The 17,117-nt window shown below is 38.9% G+C and carries 18 protein-coding genes and 1 other annotated feature; of the genes, 16 read left to right on the plus strand and 2 right to left on the minus strand.

Annotation, left to right across the window (positions count from 1 at the left end):
* The 9 genes from FHQ08_RS08075 (at window position 1) to FHQ08_RS08115 (ending at window position 8,031) form a co-directional block, all read left to right on the plus strand.
* A complete protein-coding gene (locus FHQ08_RS08075) occupies window positions 1-666 on the plus strand; it encodes a nicotinate-nucleotide adenylyltransferase (RefSeq protein WP_407929196.1) in 666 nt (221 codons plus the stop codon).
* The gene (gene yqeK / locus FHQ08_RS08080; RefSeq protein ID WP_407929194.1) at window positions 644-1,243 is read left to right on the plus strand and encodes a bis(5'-nucleosyl)-tetraphosphatase (symmetrical) YqeK; all 600 of its coding nucleotides are present in this window, start codon (window positions 644-646) and stop codon (window positions 1,241-1,243) included. The genes FHQ08_RS08075 and yqeK overlap by 23 nt, the downstream gene beginning before the upstream one ends.
* Window positions 1,244-1,276: 33 nt before the next feature.
* Window positions 1,277-1,618 carry a ribosome silencing factor gene (rsfS, locus tag FHQ08_RS08085; RefSeq protein ID WP_230913913.1) on the plus strand — a complete coding sequence of 114 codons (342 nt, stop codon included), beginning with the start codon at window positions 1,277-1,279 and terminating at the stop codon, window positions 1,616-1,618.
* Window positions 1,615-2,367 (plus strand): class I SAM-dependent methyltransferase, encoded by a 753-nt coding sequence (locus tag FHQ08_RS08090; RefSeq protein WP_230913895.1) that lies wholly within the window; start codon window positions 1,615-1,617, stop codon window positions 2,365-2,367. The genes rsfS and FHQ08_RS08090 overlap by 4 nt, the downstream gene beginning before the upstream one ends.
* Complete coding sequence (locus FHQ08_RS08095) at window positions 2,349-3,515, plus strand: nucleotidyltransferase (RefSeq protein WP_230913896.1); 1,167 nt, start codon at window positions 2,349-2,351, stop codon at window positions 3,513-3,515. Before FHQ08_RS08090 ends, FHQ08_RS08095 begins: the two co-directional genes overlap by 19 nt.
* A 4-nt stretch (window positions 3,516-3,519) precedes the next feature.
* Window positions 3,520-4,080, plus strand: a complete 561-nt coding sequence (locus FHQ08_RS08100) for a DUF177 domain-containing protein (RefSeq protein ID WP_230913897.1) — start codon at window positions 3,520-3,522, stop codon at window positions 4,078-4,080.
* A 62-nt stretch (window positions 4,081-4,142) separates the two neighbouring features.
* Window positions 4,143-5,564, plus strand: coding sequence for an NADP-dependent phosphogluconate dehydrogenase (gene gndA / locus FHQ08_RS08105; RefSeq protein WP_230913898.1), 1,422 nt, complete (start codon window positions 4,143-4,145; stop codon window positions 5,562-5,564).
* 213 nt (window positions 5,565-5,777) lie between these two features.
* The gene (locus tag FHQ08_RS08110; protein ID WP_230913899.1) at window positions 5,778-6,464 is read left to right on the plus strand and encodes a response regulator transcription factor; all 687 of its coding nucleotides are present in this window, start codon (window positions 5,778-5,780) and stop codon (window positions 6,462-6,464) included.
* Between the two features lie 25 nt (window positions 6,465-6,489).
* Window positions 6,490-8,031 carry a HAMP domain-containing sensor histidine kinase gene (locus FHQ08_RS08115; protein WP_230913914.1) on the plus strand — a complete coding sequence of 514 codons (1,542 nt, stop codon included), beginning with the start codon at window positions 6,490-6,492 and terminating at the stop codon, window positions 8,029-8,031.
* A gap of 64 nt (window positions 8,032-8,095) precedes the next feature.
* Here the strand turns inward: FHQ08_RS08115 and yidC are convergent, their stop codons facing one another.
* The gene (gene yidC / locus FHQ08_RS08120) at window positions 8,096-9,085 is read right to left on the minus strand and encodes a membrane protein insertase YidC (RefSeq protein WP_230913900.1); all 990 of its coding nucleotides are present in this window, start codon (window positions 9,083-9,085) and stop codon (window positions 8,096-8,098) included.
* A 57-nt stretch (window positions 9,086-9,142) separates the two neighbouring features.
* Window positions 9,143-9,421: an acylphosphatase gene (locus FHQ08_RS08125; RefSeq protein WP_230913901.1), complete on the minus strand. Its 279-nt coding sequence runs from the start codon at window positions 9,419-9,421 to the stop codon at window positions 9,143-9,145.
* A gap of 66 nt (window positions 9,422-9,487) precedes the next feature.
* Here FHQ08_RS08125 and FHQ08_RS08130 point away from each other — a divergent pair, with 66 nt between their 5' ends.
* The 7 genes from FHQ08_RS08130 (at window position 9,488) to greA (ending at window position 16,921) form a co-directional block, all read left to right on the plus strand.
* Window positions 9,488-10,249, plus strand: coding sequence for a TrmH family RNA methyltransferase (locus FHQ08_RS08130; protein ID WP_230913902.1), 762 nt, complete (start codon window positions 9,488-9,490; stop codon window positions 10,247-10,249).
* 113 nt (window positions 10,250-10,362) lie between these two features.
* Window positions 10,363-10,869 carry an HD domain-containing protein gene (locus tag FHQ08_RS08135; RefSeq protein WP_230913903.1) on the plus strand — a complete coding sequence of 169 codons (507 nt, stop codon included), beginning with the start codon at window positions 10,363-10,365 and terminating at the stop codon, window positions 10,867-10,869.
* Window positions 10,870-10,945: 76 nt separating this feature from the next.
* Window positions 10,946-11,311 carry a winged helix-turn-helix transcriptional regulator gene (locus FHQ08_RS08140; protein WP_407929195.1) on the plus strand — a complete coding sequence of 122 codons (366 nt, stop codon included), beginning with the start codon at window positions 10,946-10,948 and terminating at the stop codon, window positions 11,309-11,311.
* Window positions 11,312-11,357: 46 nt separating this feature from the next.
* Window positions 11,358-11,579 (plus strand) — a binding site (T-box leader).
* 52 nt (window positions 11,580-11,631) lie between these two features.
* Complete coding sequence (gene pheS, locus FHQ08_RS08145; RefSeq protein ID WP_230913904.1) at window positions 11,632-12,678, plus strand: phenylalanine--tRNA ligase subunit alpha; 1,047 nt, start codon at window positions 11,632-11,634, stop codon at window positions 12,676-12,678.
* Window positions 12,679-12,684: 6 nt separating this feature from the next.
* The gene (gene pheT / locus FHQ08_RS08150) at window positions 12,685-15,105 is read left to right on the plus strand and encodes a phenylalanine--tRNA ligase subunit beta (RefSeq protein WP_230913905.1); all 2,421 of its coding nucleotides are present in this window, start codon (window positions 12,685-12,687) and stop codon (window positions 15,103-15,105) included.
* A gap of 84 nt (window positions 15,106-15,189) precedes the next feature.
* Window positions 15,190-16,335, plus strand: coding sequence for an endolytic transglycosylase MltG (gene mltG / locus FHQ08_RS08155; protein ID WP_230913906.1), 1,146 nt, complete (start codon window positions 15,190-15,192; stop codon window positions 16,333-16,335).
* A gap of 112 nt (window positions 16,336-16,447) precedes the next feature.
* A complete protein-coding gene (greA, locus tag FHQ08_RS08160) occupies window positions 16,448-16,921 on the plus strand; it encodes a transcription elongation factor GreA (RefSeq protein ID WP_230913907.1) in 474 nt (157 codons plus the stop codon).
* Window positions 16,922-17,117 lie beyond the last annotated feature (196 nt).

Below are 17,117 nucleotides of genomic sequence, written 5' to 3' on the forward strand. Positions count from 1 at the left end.
ATTAATGTGCAGCAAAAGACAGTCACACTGCGACAACCAGTCATATCCACTGAAGTTAAACGCAAGTTGGTTTATCTGAATCAGAGAAGACAGGTCGGTATTCTCGGGGGGACTTTTAACCCACCACATTTAGGTCATTTAATCATGGCAGATCAAGTTTTAAAACAACTTGGTTTGGAGAAAGTTCTTTTTATGCTAGACAATCAACCGCCCCATGTTGATCAGAAACAAACGATCCCAAGCACTTTTCGAAAAGATATGGTCAATTTAGCGATTCTGGATAATTTGAATTTTGAATTAGAAACGCTTGAATTGGAACGCGGTGGTAAAAGTTACACTTATGACACGATTCGTGAGCTAAAGCTGCGTCATCCGGATACAGATTATTATTTTATTATCGGCGGCGATATGGTAGCCTATTTACCAAAGTGGTATAAAATTGAGTCATTAATAAAAATGGTTCATTTCGTAGGGGTTCGTCGTCAAGACTATGCTGTCCATTCACCCTATCCAGTGATCTGGGTGGATGCACCACTGATTGATATTTCATCTAGTAATGTTCGGCAACGTGTTCGTACCAATCGTTCGATTCATTATTTAGTACCAAATGCAGTTGAAGACTATATTTATGATAAGGGTCTGTATGTTCATGACAAAAATAAATGAAGTACTACCATATGATTATGAGGTATTATTACAAAAGGTTCATGCCAAATTAACCGATAGCCGCTATAATCATGTTTTGCGAGTAGCGGATACGGCTGAAGCATTGGCACAACAGTATTCAGCTGATCCGGTGAAAGCACGAATTGCTGGGATTGTTCATGATTATGCCAAGCAATTTCCAGACGAAGCGTTTAAGCAAGTCATTATGTCTCAAAAATTAGCGCCAGAGTTATTAGGCTATAACAACGGGATTTGGCACGGTGTCGTCGGCACCTATTTTATCAAACGTGATTTACGTATTTTTGATACTGCCATTTTATCGGCCGTTGCTAAGCATACGACAGCTGATGTCGAAATGTCAGCGTTGGATCAAATTATTTTTATTGCTGATTATATTGAACCAAACCGCAATTTCCCGGGTATTGACGCAGCTCGAAAAGCAGCTCAAAAATCGTTAGCAATCGGTGTTGCTTTTGAATTGCAACATACTTTAAGGTATTTGGTGACGCAAGGCGCTAAGATTTATCCGAAAACAATTATAAGTTATAATACATGGCGGGAATATTTAGAAAATTAATAAAGGGGTTTTGAATACTTGGATAGTCAACAGATGTTAGAAGTAGCAGTTAAGGCCGCTGACGGCAAGCATGCAGAAGATATTGTGGCGTTAGATATGCAAGAAGTTAGTCTCCTGGCAGATTATTTTTTGATCATGCATGGAAATTCCGAACGGCAAGTTGAAGCTATTGTTAGTGAAATTGTCGATAAGGAAGAAAAACATGGTTTTGAAATCAAACATATGGAAGGCAAGAAGGGCTCTCGCTGGTTTTTGATCGATTTAGGCGATATTGTCGTGCACGTCTTCTTAAAAGAAGAACGCGATTTCTACAATCTTGAAAAATTATGGTCTGATGCACCGTTAGTTAATGTTTCACAGTGGGTTACAGAATGATTTATACAACCTTTGCTAGCGTCTATGATCGACTCATGGACGAGGCAATGTATGACGAGTGGGCTACTTACGTCAATCAATCTGTACTACGTGAGACGGGTGTCCATCCTAAACTATTAGAGTTGGCCTGTGGGACTGGTGACTTGGCAGTTCGTTTACAACAACACGGTTATCAGGTAACGGGGCTGGATATTTCTGAAGAAATGTTGGCACTAGCCGATCAGAAAATTTCTGAAGCTCAATTGAAAGTTCCTTTAATTCAAGGAGATATGTTAGACCTGGATTTTCCAGCAAATTTTGATGTGGTCACTTGTTTTGATGACTCACTTTGTTATTTACGCGATTCTAAGGCGGTGGCACAGACCTTTAGCAACGTCTATCGTGCCTTAAAACCTGGCGGCATATTTTTATTTGATGTTCATTCGCTTTATCAAATGGACCATATTTTTCCAGGATACATGTATAATGCTAAATTTGAAGATTTAGCTTTTATGTGGTCTAGTTATGCGGATGACCAACGCGCACATGCTGTGGTGCATGAACTGACTTTTTTTGTTTGGGATGAAGGTATTCAAGGCTATCAAGCTATTGAAGAAATTCACCATGAACGGACTTACGCAGTATCTGATTTTAAGCAATTATTGACGGCTGCTGGCTTTGTCAATATTGTAGCTACTGCTGATTTCGGTCGTACAGAAATTCAATCAGATTCAGAGAGGTATTTTTTTAAGTGCAACAAAAAAAATTGACTGCGTGTGGGGTAATTGCTGAGTATAATCCTTTTCATACTGGACATGCATATCAGTTAAAAATGGCTCGAATCAAAACGCACGCGGATGTTTTGGTCGTTGTAATGAGTGGTAATTTTGTTCAACGTGGTGAGATTGCCATTGTCGATAAGTATCAACGAACGGCGATGGCCTTGGCAAATGGGGCAGACCTTGTTGTGGAGTTACCGTTTTCTAATAGTGTCCAACCAGCAGACTTGTTTGCAAAAGGTGCATTGACAATTTTAAGTGCGTTGCAATGTGAGCATCTGGCTTTTGGCACTGAAGTTGCCGAGATAAATTATCAACAACTGGGCTTTAAATTGCGGCAGTTACCAAACCGAAATGATTATTTTGTTGATTATCGGAAAACTTATGCCACCCAAATTAATGAGTTCTTTCAAAATGAGCTGGGGCTGAGTTTTGATCAACCTAATATGCTATTGGCTGCGAGTTATGCTCGGGCTAATGCTGATTTGGCAATGCCGCTGTCATTAGTACCAATTCAGCGCGTAGGTGTCGAACATGACAGTTCTGTTAAGACTGGAAAATATCAAAGTGCAAGTGCGTTACGCAATCAATTATTAGCGGGTGTGTTGCCAGAAGCATTGACGGCTTTTTTGCCACAAACGAGTGTCTTTGAATTGAAACAAGCACCTAAATTTTTGAATTGGACCAACTGTTTTGAATTTTTGAAGTATCGTTTGTTGTCCACAGATTTAGAGCGGTTGGCAAAAATCTATCAGATCAACGAAGGTCTAGAATATCGAATACTGCAACATATCCGAGATTGCGATTCTTTTACGGACTTTCTTCATGCTATTAAGACTAAGCGTTACACTTTTGCACGACTACAACGCGTATTGACTTATATTTTATTAGGCGTTACAAAATCTGAAATGCATTTAGCCAAAGATTTTGTTCATCCCCTGGGATTTAATGAGTGTGGTCGAGCTTATTTAAATCAGGTAAAAAAGCAAATCACGTTACCAATTATTACTCGCGCCAATTCAAAGAATACTAAATCAGATGGTCTTTTTTATTTACAAAACCGGGTAGATCAATTCGTTGAATTATTAACGCATGTCAGTCAAAATTATGGTCGTCAACCGATTTATATCAGGAGGTAGTATATTGTTACAATGGACGCTAGCTGAGCTTGCAAAGTTTCAGCAAAAACCGTTGCAATTTAATGAAACTTTGGATTTAAAGCAGGCATTGCATCAGAGATTAAGTGAGATTAGCGATGCCCAGCCGTTTACTGTTAAGGGTAGTTTGACTTTTGACCATGATGCTTGGATTTTAGATATGCATCTTGTTGGTACGATTACAGTGCCGTCAACACGAAGCTTGGCACCGGTATCTCTACCAATTGATCGTTACGTTTCCGAAGTTTATGTGACGAGTGAAAATGCTGATGATGAGAATTTTGAAGATGAGGTAGTCATTGAAATTGAAGACAAAAAAATAGATCTTCAGCAATCTATCGAAGATAATATTATTTTGAGCATTCCATCACAAGTGTTGACGCCCGAAGAAAAGGCAGCAGATATCATGCCTAAAGGCCAGGGGTGGCATGTCGTTTCCGAAGCAGATTATCAAACTGCTCAGTCTGAAGAAGAGGGCACACCCAACCCTGAATTCGAGAAATTAAAAGACTTATTCTCTGGGCAAGACAGAAAAAACACAGATTAATTGAAGTTTGGGAAGTAGATATGCTAGGATAAACAAAGAATTTAAATAGGAGGGTATATTTCATGGATCAACCACAAATTGGTGTTATCGGCATGGCCGTAATGGGCAAAAACTTAGCTTTGAATATTGAAAGCAGGGGCTACACAGTCGCAATTTTTAATCGGACTGCCGCTAAAACAGAAGCTGTTATGAAAGAACACAGTGAAAAGAAATTAGTACCAAGTTACACAATTGAGGATTTCGTTAAATCACTCGAAAAGCCTCGTCGAATTTTAATGATGGTCAAGGCTGGTGCGGGTACTGACGCAGTGATCGATGAGTTATTGCCTTTGCTTGATAAAGGCGATGTATTGATCGATGGTGGTAATACCTTCTTTGAAGATACCATGCGTCGCAATGAAAAATTAGATCAATCTGGCATTAATTTCATTGGTATGGGCGTTTCTGGTGGTGAGCTTGGTGCCCTTGAAGGGCCTTCGATGATGCCTGGTGGTCAAAAAGAGGCTTATGATCTAGTAGCGCCTATTCTAGAACAAATTTCTGCTAAAGCTAACGATGGCGCACCCTGTGTCACTTATATTGGCCCAAATGGCGCAGGCCATTATGTCAAAATGGTACATAACGGTATCGAGTACGGCGATATGGAATTGATCGCTGAAAGTTATAACATTATGCGTAATGTGTTGCATTATTCCGTTGAAGATCTTGCAGGTGTCTTCAATGAGTGGAATAAGGGTGAACTTGAAAGTTATCTGATTGAGATCACAGCCGAAATTTTAACACGCAAAGATGACGAAGGCACTGATGATCCGATCGTTGATATGATTCTAGACGCTGCTGGTAATAAAGGTACCGGTAAGTGGAGTTCACAAAATGCCTTAGAATTAGGTGTGCCACAGTCACTTATCACCGAAGCTGTTTATGCGCGTTATATTTCTGCTTTAAAGACAGAACGGGTTGCCGCCAGCAAAGTTTTGCCGGGTCCAGATAAGATGCCTGAAATCTCTGATGTCAAAGCAACAATTGACAAGGTTCGACAAGCCCTTTATTTCAGTAAAATTATGAGTTATGCCCAAGGGTTTGAACAAATGCGTTTTGCTTCCGAAAAATACAATTGGGATTTACAATATGGTGAAATCGCCAAAATCTGGCGTGCAGGTTGTATTATTCGTGCTCAGTTCTTACAAAAAATTACTGATGCTTACGACCGCAAAGCAGACCTTCAAAACTTGTTATTGGATGATTATTTCTTAGACATTGCTAAAAACTATCAGCAAGCCACTCGTGATGTCGTTGCTTTGGCAGCGCAAGCAGGTATTCCTGTTCCCGCTTTTAGTGCAGCTATTTCCTATTATGATTCTTATCGCAGCGAGGTTTTACCAGCTAATTTGATTCAAGCACAACGGGATTATTTTGGTGCCCACACGTATCAACGTGTCGATAAGGATGGTATTTTTCATTATACTTGGTATAAAGAACAATAATTATAATTATTATTTATGAGATTAGACTGAGATACTTTTGTATCTCAGTTTTTTGTTATCCTAATTTAATACGATTCGCTCATAATTTATGAAGTTTTGCTGTATTAAGTTGGTTCTTATGGTAAAATGGCATGTGGAAAAGTTTCACTTTTTAATTTATATAATATGATTAAGCCCAACTAAGTGGATTATTATAAGGAGCTGCTTTTTTTAATGAGTAGAATATTAGTAATTGAGGATGAAAAAAATTTAGCACGATTCGTTGAATTGGAGCTAAAACATGAAGGTTATGACGCTGAAGTTTACTTTAATGGGCGTACTGGATTAGATGCGGCACTTAATGAGGATTGGGATGCTATTTTACTAGATTTAATGCTGCCAGAGTTGAATGGTTTGGAAGTTGCTCGTCGTGTTCGCCAAGTCAAAAATACACCGATTATTATTATGACAGCTCGGGATTCAGTCATTGATCGTGTTTCTGGACTAGATCATGGCGCTGATGACTATATTGTCAAACCTTTTGCTATTGAAGAACTTTTAGCACGGTTGCGCGCACTTTTACGCAGAATCGACATTGAAGGCGAACATAATGCAAATAAGCAACACACCATTACGTATCGCGATCTGACGATTGAAAAAGAAAATCGAGTTGTGCGTCGGGGCGAGGATATCATTGAACTTACCAAGCGCGAGTATGAATTGCTTTTGACATTGATGGAAAACGTTAATGTCGTTTTATCTCGGGAACTTTTATTGCGTAAAGTATGGGGTTATGATTCCAACGCTGAAACAAACGTTGTGGATGTTTATATTCGCTATTTACGTAATAAAATCGATGTTGCTGGCAAGCCAAGCTATATTCAAACAGTTCGTGGTACAGGATACGTTATGCGCTCCTAGACTGTGAAGGGGGAATGCTGATTTGATGGAAGAACAAGTTGCTCAACCACAAAAGCGCACCCGTAGTTTAAAGACATCTTTAAAGGCCAAATGGACTTTAGGGATGTCTGTTATTATACTGGGAACGCTACTCTTGTTCTCATTTGTGATTTATTATACGGTTCGAAACGTCTTATTGGATCAGGAAAAAATTACAGTTCAAGAAACAATTACGGCTGTTAAACATCGATTAGATTCTGAAACACATGAATTGTCTGCAGATAATGTGTTGCCGCGTTTAAATATTGAACGAGATAAAAATGCGCTTTATCCAGCCTCACCGAATTGGGATCAGACCGATGTTTTTCAAGATTCGGTCATACAAAAGTTATCACGGAATGATATTAATGTTGGTGTTTATAATAGTCGTGGTACACAAATTTTTACAACTAAAGCTACTTCTTTGCCGTTAAAGAATACGCGTGACTTAGGGGTGTTTTTGCGCGAATATAAGCACCAAACGGTGATGCAAGGCAAAGCTGCGATACATTCACAGCGCAATAATCGTTTGATTGGCTATATTCAAGTTGTTGACGGTATGGTAAGCTATCATCGCAATATGGAGCGTTTGCGCTTATTTATGGTTCTATTTACAGCCATAGCTGTCCTGCTAGGCGGTTTGGCTTCATTTCTGATTATTCGACATTTTCTTAGGCCGATTCGCAAGTTGAGTGATGCCATTGAATTGGTTAAAGTCGAGCCCAATACTCAAATGCGTGTGCCAGAAATTAATAGTGACGATGAATTAGCCGAACTAACTGATGAATTCAATCATATGTTAGATAAAACCCAACGTTTTGTAGATGCTCAAAATAATTTTGTCCAAGATGTATCTCACGAACTAAGGACGCCTGTCGCTGTTTTAGAAGGGCATCTACAATTGTTGAATCGCTGGGGCAAGGATGATCCAGAAGTTTTGGATGAATCATTAAATGCTTCTATCCAAGAATTACAACGGATGAAATATTTGATTCAAGAAATGTTAGATCTATCACGCGCCGATCAGGTTGAGGAACTTTATGGCCAAGAAACTACAGAGGTAGTCCCATTGGTCGATCAAATTTATAATAACTTTAAAATGTTACATCCAGAATTTTCAATTGTTTTGGATTTAGATTTAAAGGCGGATACTTTCGTAAGAATTTATCGTAATCATCTTGAACAAATTTTAGTCATCTTAATGGATAATGCCGTTAAATATTCTGAAAATCGAAAAGAAATTCACTTATCAGCCTCACAAGATTCTCGTTTTGTAAATATTGCAGTTCAAGATTTTGGCGCAGGTATACCTGAAAATGATCGTAAAAATATTTTCAATCGATTCTACCGCGTTGATAAGGCTCGCAGTCGGGACAAAGGCGGTAATGGATTGGGACTTTCGATTGCTCAACGCTTGATTGAAAGCTACCATGGTAGCATTTCAGTAGAAAGTACCGTTGGTTCAGGGTCGATTTTTCGGATAGACGTGCCTTTATTTGTACCAGAAGCTGAGAAAGAAGAAGAAAAACTGGCTAAAAAGGAACAATAAGTTTGTGACATTTTTTATCAAAGGATAACAAAAAAGAGGGCCATTACGGCACCTCTTTTTTTTACTATCTTGGTCGATTCTGTTTACCAGCGTTACGTTGACGATTGCGCTCATGAATTGCTTTAAGCGATTCCGCCGTTTCAGAACTATTCGTTTGAGTAGTTGCGGCTGGATTGTCATCTAGTGACTCAATGACTTGTTCATTGACAACTTCTACAATTGGTTTATTTTTAAGTTCTGTATCAATTTGTTTTTTAATACGTGGGGTCATCCAAAATGTAACGATAATTTGTTGGATGACAACGATTAGACCACCGACTAGGAAATATAGGCCTAAACCAGCTGGTGCAATCAAAGCAAAAATAAATGTCGTAATTGGTCCCATCATCGCAGAAACACGCATTGCTTGTTTTTGCGCTTCTGGAACAGATAAAAGCATGAGGTAACTTTGCAAGGCATAAAATAAAGTTGCAACGATTACAACAACCAAGTTGGAGCGGCCTAAATTAATACCCAGGAAATGCGCAGAAGAAATTTCAGGTGAGTACATAACAGCTTGAAAAATCCCGATCATAATTGGAAATTGAATGATCAGGGGTAAACAACCCATGCCACCAGTCAAACTAAGATCATTTTTCTTATAAACATCCATTTGCAGTTGACCAAGCTTTGCTTGCGCTGCTTGAGAATTATTCTTTTTCATTTGCTTTTGAATCAACTGTAACTGAGGCTGGATCCGTTGAACTTTTTCTTGTTGAATGGTGGACTTCTTAGATTGAACTAACATCAACGGTAAAATAATCAAACGGACCACAAAAGTAATAATCAAGATACCCCAGCCATAACCACTAGGGCCTCCAATCTTATCAGCCGTCCAATTGATTAGATGCTGCATTGGTACGGCTAAACCATTATAAAGTGTGCCATAAAAGAATCCTGAGGGTGGTTTTTGCCCTGGCTTGTAGAAATTCTGAAATGAACAACCGCTTAAAATAAACATTAGTGCAAAGGCTGAACAAATCAAAAGTAAGTATTTAATTTTTTTTTGCTTCATGTTAGCTTCCCTTCCGATAAGAATACAAAATTACTATACGTGAAGGGAAGCCAATATTCAACCAATCACGCGAAATTTTGAAAAATCGGGCGTAGGACTGAGTGATTGCACGATAACTTTTTGTACTTTACTAAACGGGGTGGGAGAAGCCTTAATTGCGGCTACAAACTGATCTACAGCTTGTTTTGGACCAACCACTTCAATATAGACAGAGCCATCACTTTTATTTGCGACGGTACCTGCTAAATGATATTCATCTGCTAACATTTTAGTCGTATAACGAAAGCCAACACCTTGAACACGACCAAAAACAGTTAATGCTAATGCCTTTTGCATCACATGACCTCCTAGAGAACATGTTATAATACGATGGAATAGATAGAAATAGAATAAGGTGAAACTATGAAGATAATTCGTTCAACTCAAAACGATCAGATTAAGCAAATTCATAAATTAAAACAAACTAAGTATCAAAAAAAATTTGGGGCTTATTTATTGGAAGGCCCTCATGAAGTGCAAGAAGCGATTCAGGCACATGCGCCAATTAAACACTTATTGATTACTGAGGGCATTCAGTTGAGCTTTGCGACTGAAGCAACTGAAATTGATATGATTCAAATTGAGCCTAGCGTCAGTGCTTACTTATCCGACACGAAAGCAACACAAGGTATTTTTGCCGTTATCAAAATAGCCGAACAAACCTTACCAACTGATTTAGCGGGAGGTTGGATTTTGCTGGATGCCTTGCAGGATCCAGGAAATCTTGGCACCATTATTCGAACAGCAGATGCTTTGGGTTTGAAAGGTGTTATTTTAGGCGAAGGTACAGTATCAGTATACAATCCAAAAGTATTGCGTGCACTTCAAGGCAGTCAGTTTCATTTACAAATAGTGACCCAATCATTACTGACTGTATTAACTGCGCTGAAGCAACAACAAATTCCGGTTTTTGGCACTGCGTTAACACCAAATGCGGTCGGTATTGAGCAAATACCCGCTACATCGAATTTCGCCGTCGTGATCGGTAATGAGGGCAACGGTGTTTCGGACGCTATTCTTGCGCAGACAACTCAAAATATTGTAATTCCGATCAGAGGTAAAGCAGAATCACTGAATGCGGCAGTTGCAGCTGCAATTATAATGTACCATTTTTCACAAGGATAGATTATTTTAATAAATTTACTAATTTTTTAGAAGTAAATCATTGCACTTAAATACTTTAAATGATATTATGTCGTTAGTTTTTGAATATGTGACTTTGTCAAAGGAGTTTGTGAATGACCGTAAATAGTTGGCAACATGATTCTGAATACGTCGCATTAGTTTCGGATTTATTACAAAGAGATGAAGTATTAAGATTAGCAGAATTTACCCAACATTATTATTCTAACCGATTGGAACATTCGATTCATGTTTCATATCGGAGTTATCTGATTGGGAAAAAACTTGGATTAAATACGCGTGCTTTAGCAAGAGCTGGCCTTTTACACGACTTATTTTATTACGATTGGCGTAATACGAAGTTTGATATGGGTACACATGCTTATGTCCATCCAAGAATCGCCTTAAGAAATGCTGAAAAAATTACCGATCTATCTCCAATGGAAAAAGACATTATCATCAAGCATATGTTTGGTGCTACCTTGGCTTTACCAAAGTACAAAGAGAGTTGGGTTGTTACACTGGTTGATGACTATTGCGCCCTTGAAGAAGTCGGAGATCCTTTATACCATCGAGCTGCAGCAAGAATTAAAAAGCATTTTGGCGTTTCTATAGAACAATAATTTAAAAATCAAACAAAGGTTGCGTTAAGCAGCCTTTTTGTGTATACTTATTTTAAGTAAGCGAGGGGTGATCGGAATGATGCAAAAAACAACCAATGTTGAAGCATGTCAAAAGAAACAAATTGAATTGTGTCCACGTTTTCAAAAGACTTTTTCTATTTTAGGGAAAAAATGGAACGGCCTGATCATTGATGTATTGGTCGAGAATGGCACATTAAGATTTCGTGATTTAGCACATTCAATTGAAAAGTGCAGTGATCGTGTCTTAGTTGAACGCTTAAAAGAACTTGAACGAGAAAATATTGTTAGTCGTGTCTCATTTTATGATAGCAATCTTGTAGAATATCATTTAACTGAAAAAGGCAAGGCTTTAGCACCAGTCATGGCATCAGTGCATGCTTGGGCTGACGAATACATTACCGAAGCTGAATGTGACGCTTAGTGATTCTGTATTGACTTTCTGCAAGCTTGCGGTATGATAGCTATATTGAAAAACGTTGAAGGAAAATAGTAATACAACTAGGCGGGTTAGAGAGATAATCGTTTTCTGAAATATTATCCGATGTTTGGTTGTACGAATTCGCTTCCTGAGTTGACACTTAGGCTTTCTTGCTGAAGGTGCTCCGGTTGAGTGACCGTTAAACATGAAGTGTATAGCGTTTTTGACGTTGTAAATTAGGGTGGTACCGCGTGTAGACCTCGTCCCTTTGTTGGATGAGGTCTTTTTTTTGTGATTAATATGACCCAAGAAAGGAATTGCTTATGAGTTTAAAAAATGATTTAGAAGTATTGCGTGATCAGGGCTTAACCCAAATTAAAGCCACTGAGTCAATGAAAGATCTAAATGATATTCGTGTCAAATTATTGGGGAAAAAGGGGCCAATTACGAATGTTCTCCGGGGGATGAAAGACTTATCTCCAGAGGAACGGCCAAAAGTTGGTGCTTTTGCTAATGAGATTCGGGATACATTAACGACAGCAATTGAAACACGGAAAAATAGTTTAGAAGCAGAAGCTCTAAATAAGCAACTTGCGGCGGAAACAATCGATGTTACCTTACCAGGTCGGCAGGTTCATGTGGGCACGAGCCACATCCTCACACAGACCATGGATGATATTGAAGAATTATTTATTGGTATGGGCTATCAAGTTGTGGACGGGCCTGAAGTTGAAGAAGATCATTACAATTTTGAAATGATGAATATTCCTAAGAATCATCCCGCTCGTGATATGCAAGATACGTTTTATATTACAAATGAATTGCTGATGCGGACACATACTTCTCCAGTTCAGGCACGAACATTAGAAAAACATGACTTTTCTCAGGGCCCTCTAAAAATGATCAGTCCAGGCCGGGTTTTCCGTCGTGACACAGATGATGCCACCCATTCACATCAATTCCATCAAATTGAAGGCCTAGTTGTTGATAAACATATTACAATGGCTGATTTAAAGGGAACATTGGAAGTTTTGGCGAAGCATGTCTTCGGTGCTGAAAGAACGATTCGTTTACGCCCAAGCTATTTCCCATTTACTGAGCCTTCAGTTGAAGTAGATGTTTCATGTTTTGCCTGTGGCGGTAAAGGCTGTGCTGTTTGTAAATATACCGGATGGATCGAGGTTCTTGGTGCCGGAATGGTTCATCCAAATGTTATCAAAAATGCTGGAATCGATCCTGATGTCTATGGCGGCTTTGCCTTTGGGTTAGGACCTGATCGCTTTGCGATGTTGAAATATGGTATTGATGATATTCGTGAATTCTATCTAAATGATATTCGTTTCTTACATCAATTTAATACGGAAGGATAAGACAAAATGAAAATTTCTTATAAATGGTTACAAGATTATATCCCACTATCTGAAGATCCTGATGTCTTAGCCGATAAGGTTTCTCGAACTGGGATCGAGGTTGCAAGTGTCATTCGACCAGAGACTGGCTTGAAAAAAATCGTCGTTGGGCATATTAATGCAATGGCACCACACCCAGATTCAGATCATCTAAATATCTGCCAAGTTGATGTTGGTGAAGCTGAAGATTATCAAATCGTTTGTGGCGCACCTAATGTCGCACCTGGCCAGAATGTCATCGTGGCTTTGCCTAATTCACGTATTGCCGGCAATACTAAAATTAAAAAGTCAAAAATGCGTGGTGTGCAATCCATGGGCATGATTTGCAGTCTTCAAGAGATCGGTTTTTCCGAAAATGTTGTACCTAAAGAATTTGCAAACGGCATTTACGTCTTTCAAGAGCCAGTTACTGTGGGTGCACCGGTATTTAAGTATTTAGGTATGGATGACATTATTTTGGATTTTGATATTACACCAAATCGAGCAGATACGTTGGGTATGCATGGTGCTGCATGGGAAGTTGGTGCGATGTATGCTGAAAAACCTAAATTTGAAACCAACGATTTAGTTGAAACTGGGCAGTCAATTGCCAATGAATTAAGCGTTGATGTGACAAATAAAAATTTGGTACCAGCCTATTATTTACGTAGAATTCATAACGTTAAACTGCAACCAAGTCCGATGTGGTTGCAAACACGTCTTTGGAATGCTGGTATTCGGCCAATCAATAATGTCGTTGACATTACCAACTACGTTATGATCACTTACGGGCAGCCATTGCATGCGTTTGATGCTAACAAATTAACCAGTGACCATATTGTCGTACGGCAAGCACAAAAGAAAGAAACATTGGAAACACTTGATGAAGTGACACGTCAATTAAGTACTGATGACATTGTGATTACTGATGATAGCCAAACACCAATTGCTTTAGCCGGTATCATGGGTGGCAAACAAAGCGAGATTGATGGCAACACGACTGATGTTATTTTAGAATCAGCCGTCTTTGATGGGGCAGCAATTCGAAAAACGGCACAACGTCAGAATTTACGGACGGATGCTTCCACCCGGTTTGAAAAGGGAGTTGATACAAGTGCGATCATTGAAGCCTTAAATGCGGCCGCCGCTTTGTTAGTCAAATATGCAGCAGCTACAGTTGATCAAGGCTATTTGACCGGTCAAGCAATAAAACCTCAGGCCGTTACTATCCCGATTAAGTTAGATCGAATTAATCATATTTTGGGAACCAGTTTAACATTAGATCAAGTTATTGAAATTTTTCATAACTTAGGCTTTGGTACCGCAGTCACTGATGGTGAACTGATCAAAGTAACCGTGCCACCACGCCGCTGGGATATACATATTGAAGCTGATTTGGTTGAAGAAATCGCACGTATGTATGGTTACGATCGTTTACCAGTTTCGTTACCTAAAGTTGCCATGACACCAGGTGAATTTAATCCCCAACAAAAGTTCATTCGACATGCTAAACGACAACTTCAGAGCGCAGGTCTATCAGAAGTGATCAGCTATGCATTGACGACAGAAGTAAAAGCAACACAGTTTAAAATGACGCAATTAGATCAATTGACGAAGTTGAATTGGCCAATGACTGAAGACCATGCTTATTTACGATTAAATCTAGTAAGTGGGCTATTAAATGATATTGCTTATAATGTTGCTCGAAAACAGACGGATCTAGCAATCTATGAACAAGGTCGTGTCTTTCCGAAACCTGAACAGCAAGTTCGACCAAATGAAGTCGAATATTTAGCTGGGGCCATTACTGGGCTAACACAATCTCCAAATTGGCTCGAACCTAAACAAGCCGCTGATTTCTATACTTTGAAGGGCATTGTGACAAATTACTTGGCGACTTTGGCATTAAAAGATGCGGTGGTCTATCGAGCCACTGATCGGTATTCAGAAATGCATCCGGGACGTACAGCTGACATTTACATTGGGGATCAGTTTGTTGGTTTTATTGGGCAAGTCCATCCACTGATTGCCAAACAATATGACATTCACGAAACTTATGTTTTTCAACTAGATTTAACAAAGCTACTTGAAATGCCAAATCAACGCATTGTTTCTCAGCCGGCACCTAAATATCCTGCTGTTTCTCGGGATATAGCTTTAGTTGTTCCTGAAAATACCACGAATGCTCAAATTGATGCTGTGATCCGTAGACGCGGTGGTCAATATCTGCAACGAATCAAACTTTTTGATGTCTATCAAGGCAAGAATATTGCAACTGGTTATAAATCAATGGCTTATAGTTTACAATTTCAAAATCCTGAGGATACCTTAACTGAAGGTGTGATCAATGAACAAATGACTCATATTTTGGACTACTTGAAATCTGAACTGAATGCTGAAATTCGTTAATTTTCTTAAAAGTTCATTAAGCTCGTGCAAAAACGTGCTAAATTTTGTATAATTGTGAAGATTAAGCATTCAGGGGGGCTAACTTTGCGTGAGAATAACCACAATCAAGATTCCAAAACGGAATTAAAAGCTGCCGCGCAAAAACGTAAACAGCAACGTCAAACTGAAAAAAAAGCAGCTAATCGCATTGTTACTTGGATTTTAGCCGTTTTAGCTGTTTTAGTTGTTGTGTTGGGTTTGATGACATATCACTACATTAGTAGCTCTCTCAAACCATATGATCGTAATAGTAAAGCAGAAGTTTCTGTTAAAATTCCAATCGGCTCGACAACTAAAGAAGTTGCTGCAAAATTGGAAGACAAAAATATTATTAAGAGTGCCACCGTTTTCAATTATTATGTCAAAGCACACAATTTCTCTGATTTCCAAGCTGGAACCTATATTTTTTCGCCAGCACAAACGTTGGATCAAATCACTGGTGAATTACAAAAAGGACCGGTTAAGAAAGTTGCCAGTCGTGTAACTGTCAAAGAAGGCGTTACTGTCGAACAAATCGGCGATGCAATTGAAAAAGAAACTAAGTTTAAAAAAGCAGACTTTCTTAAATTGATGAAAAATGAAGCCTATCTTAAGGCTTTACAAAAGAAGTATCCTAAGTTGTTGAATTCAACGATGGCTGAAAAAAATGTACGTTATCATTTAGAAGGTTACTTATTCCCAGCACGTTATGATATCTATCAAGGTGATACTTTGCGCCAATTGGTTGATAGCATGGTGCTTAAGATGAATCAAGTCATGGCGCCGTATTATCAAACTATTAAAAATAAAGATTTGACAGTGCAGCAAACATTGACATTGGCTTCTTTGGTTGAACGTGAAGGTGTGACAAATACTGATAGGCGTAAAATTGCTGGTGTATTTTTCAACCGACTTGAAATTGATATGCCGATTCAATCAGATATTTCGGTCATGTACGCTTTGAATACACATAAAACGCATTTGACTAACAAAGATACAGCAGTTAAATCGCCTTATAATTTATATAAGAATAAAGGATTTGGACCGGGGCCTTTCAATTCACCGAGTCTTGAATCAATTCAAGCTGTTTTAAATCCAGCTGATCGAGATCAGGATTATCTCTATTTTGTTGCTGATCTAAAGACGGGTAAGGTGTATTATACGCATTCCTACGATGAGCATTTAAATACGAATTCAAACTTAGGTCAATAAAAATCACCCCTTGTGGGTGGTTTTTTAAAATCAGCATTGACAAACGATTCATAAATAAATATGATGTTTACTTGTAATATTTAAATTTCACATTATATGTGGAGGTGTAATAATGGCTCAAAAGTCGTTTCCAATGACCGCTGAAGGAAAAGCCAAACTCGAACAAGAGTTAGAAGAATTAAAAACCGTAAAAAGACCCGAAGTAATTGAACGAATCAAAGTAGCACGTGGCTTTGGTGATTTATCTGAAAACTCCGAGTATGAATCTGCTAAAGATGAACAAAGCGTGGTTGAATCGCGTATTTCACAAATTGAAGAGATGATTCGTTTTGCCGACGTTGTCGATGCAAGTGCTGTCGATGAAGATGAGGTTTCAGTTGGTAAAACCGTAACTTTTCTGGAAGACGGTGAAGATGATACCGAAGAATATCAAATCGTTGGTGCAGCTGAATCAGATCCCTTTGCTGGAAAAATTTCCAATGATTCGCCGATTGCACAGGCTTTGTTAGGTAAGCACGTCGGTGACAAGGTTCAGATCCAGACACCGGGTGGCACTATGGATGTGACCATTAAAGCGGTTGAATAGCCCGATTTAGGTTTAATAGCTCAGGGTTCAATGAAGAGCAACTGGTAAGATTTAGTCTTGACCGGTTGCTTTTTTAGTGCGCCCGGCATGGGCGCTAACTTGGTGGTGAAAGTCCACTATAGACCGTAGTAGTCGGAACTATTAGTTGAGGACAAGGGTGTCCACCGTGAGGTGGAATCTGAAGGAAGTCTAAAGC

Source organism: Agrilactobacillus fermenti (assembly GCF_021030645.1).
In the GTDB taxonomy this organism is placed as follows: Bacteria; Bacillota; Bacilli; order Lactobacillales; family Lactobacillaceae; genus Agrilactobacillus; species Agrilactobacillus fermenti.

Bases quoted from the DNA above. Each gene is read 5' to 3' on its own strand.
- rsfS (WP_230913913.1), top strand. From the start codon at position 1,277: ATGTTAGAAGTAGCAGTTAAGGCCGCTGACGGCAAGCATGCAGAAGAT.
- FHQ08_RS08115 (WP_230913914.1), top strand. From the start codon at position 6,490: ATGGAAGAACAAGTTGCTCAACCACAAAAGCGCACCCGTAGTTTAAAG.
- pheS (WP_230913904.1), top strand. From the start codon at position 11,632: ATGAGTTTAAAAAATGATTTAGAAGTATTGCGTGATCAGGGCTTAACC.
- FHQ08_RS08110 (WP_230913899.1), top strand. From the start codon at position 5,778: ATGAGTAGAATATTAGTAATTGAGGATGAAAAAAATTTAGCACGATTC.
- pheT (WP_230913905.1), top strand. From the start codon at position 12,685: ATGAAAATTTCTTATAAATGGTTACAAGATTATATCCCACTATCTGAA.
- FHQ08_RS08130 (WP_230913902.1), top strand. From the start codon at position 9,488: ATGAAGATAATTCGTTCAACTCAAAACGATCAGATTAAGCAAATTCAT.
- yqeK (WP_407929194.1), top strand. From the start codon at position 644: ATGTTCATGACAAAAATAAATGAAGTACTACCATATGATTATGAGGTA.
- greA (WP_230913907.1), top strand. From the start codon at position 16,448: ATGGCTCAAAAGTCGTTTCCAATGACCGCTGAAGGAAAAGCCAAACTC.
- FHQ08_RS08125 (WP_230913901.1), bottom strand. From the start codon at position 9,421: ATGCAAAAGGCATTAGCATTAACTGTTTTTGGTCGTGTTCAAGGTGTT.
- yidC (WP_230913900.1), bottom strand. From the start codon at position 9,085: ATGAAGCAAAAAAAAATTAAATACTTACTTTTGATTTGTTCAGCCTTT.
- FHQ08_RS08140 (WP_407929195.1), top strand. From the start codon at position 10,946: ATGATGCAAAAAACAACCAATGTTGAAGCATGTCAAAAGAAACAAATT.
- FHQ08_RS08090 (WP_230913895.1), top strand. From the start codon at position 1,615: ATGATTTATACAACCTTTGCTAGCGTCTATGATCGACTCATGGACGAG.
- gndA (WP_230913898.1), top strand. From the start codon at position 4,143: ATGGATCAACCACAAATTGGTGTTATCGGCATGGCCGTAATGGGCAAA.
- FHQ08_RS08135 (WP_230913903.1), top strand. From the start codon at position 10,363: ATGACCGTAAATAGTTGGCAACATGATTCTGAATACGTCGCATTAGTT.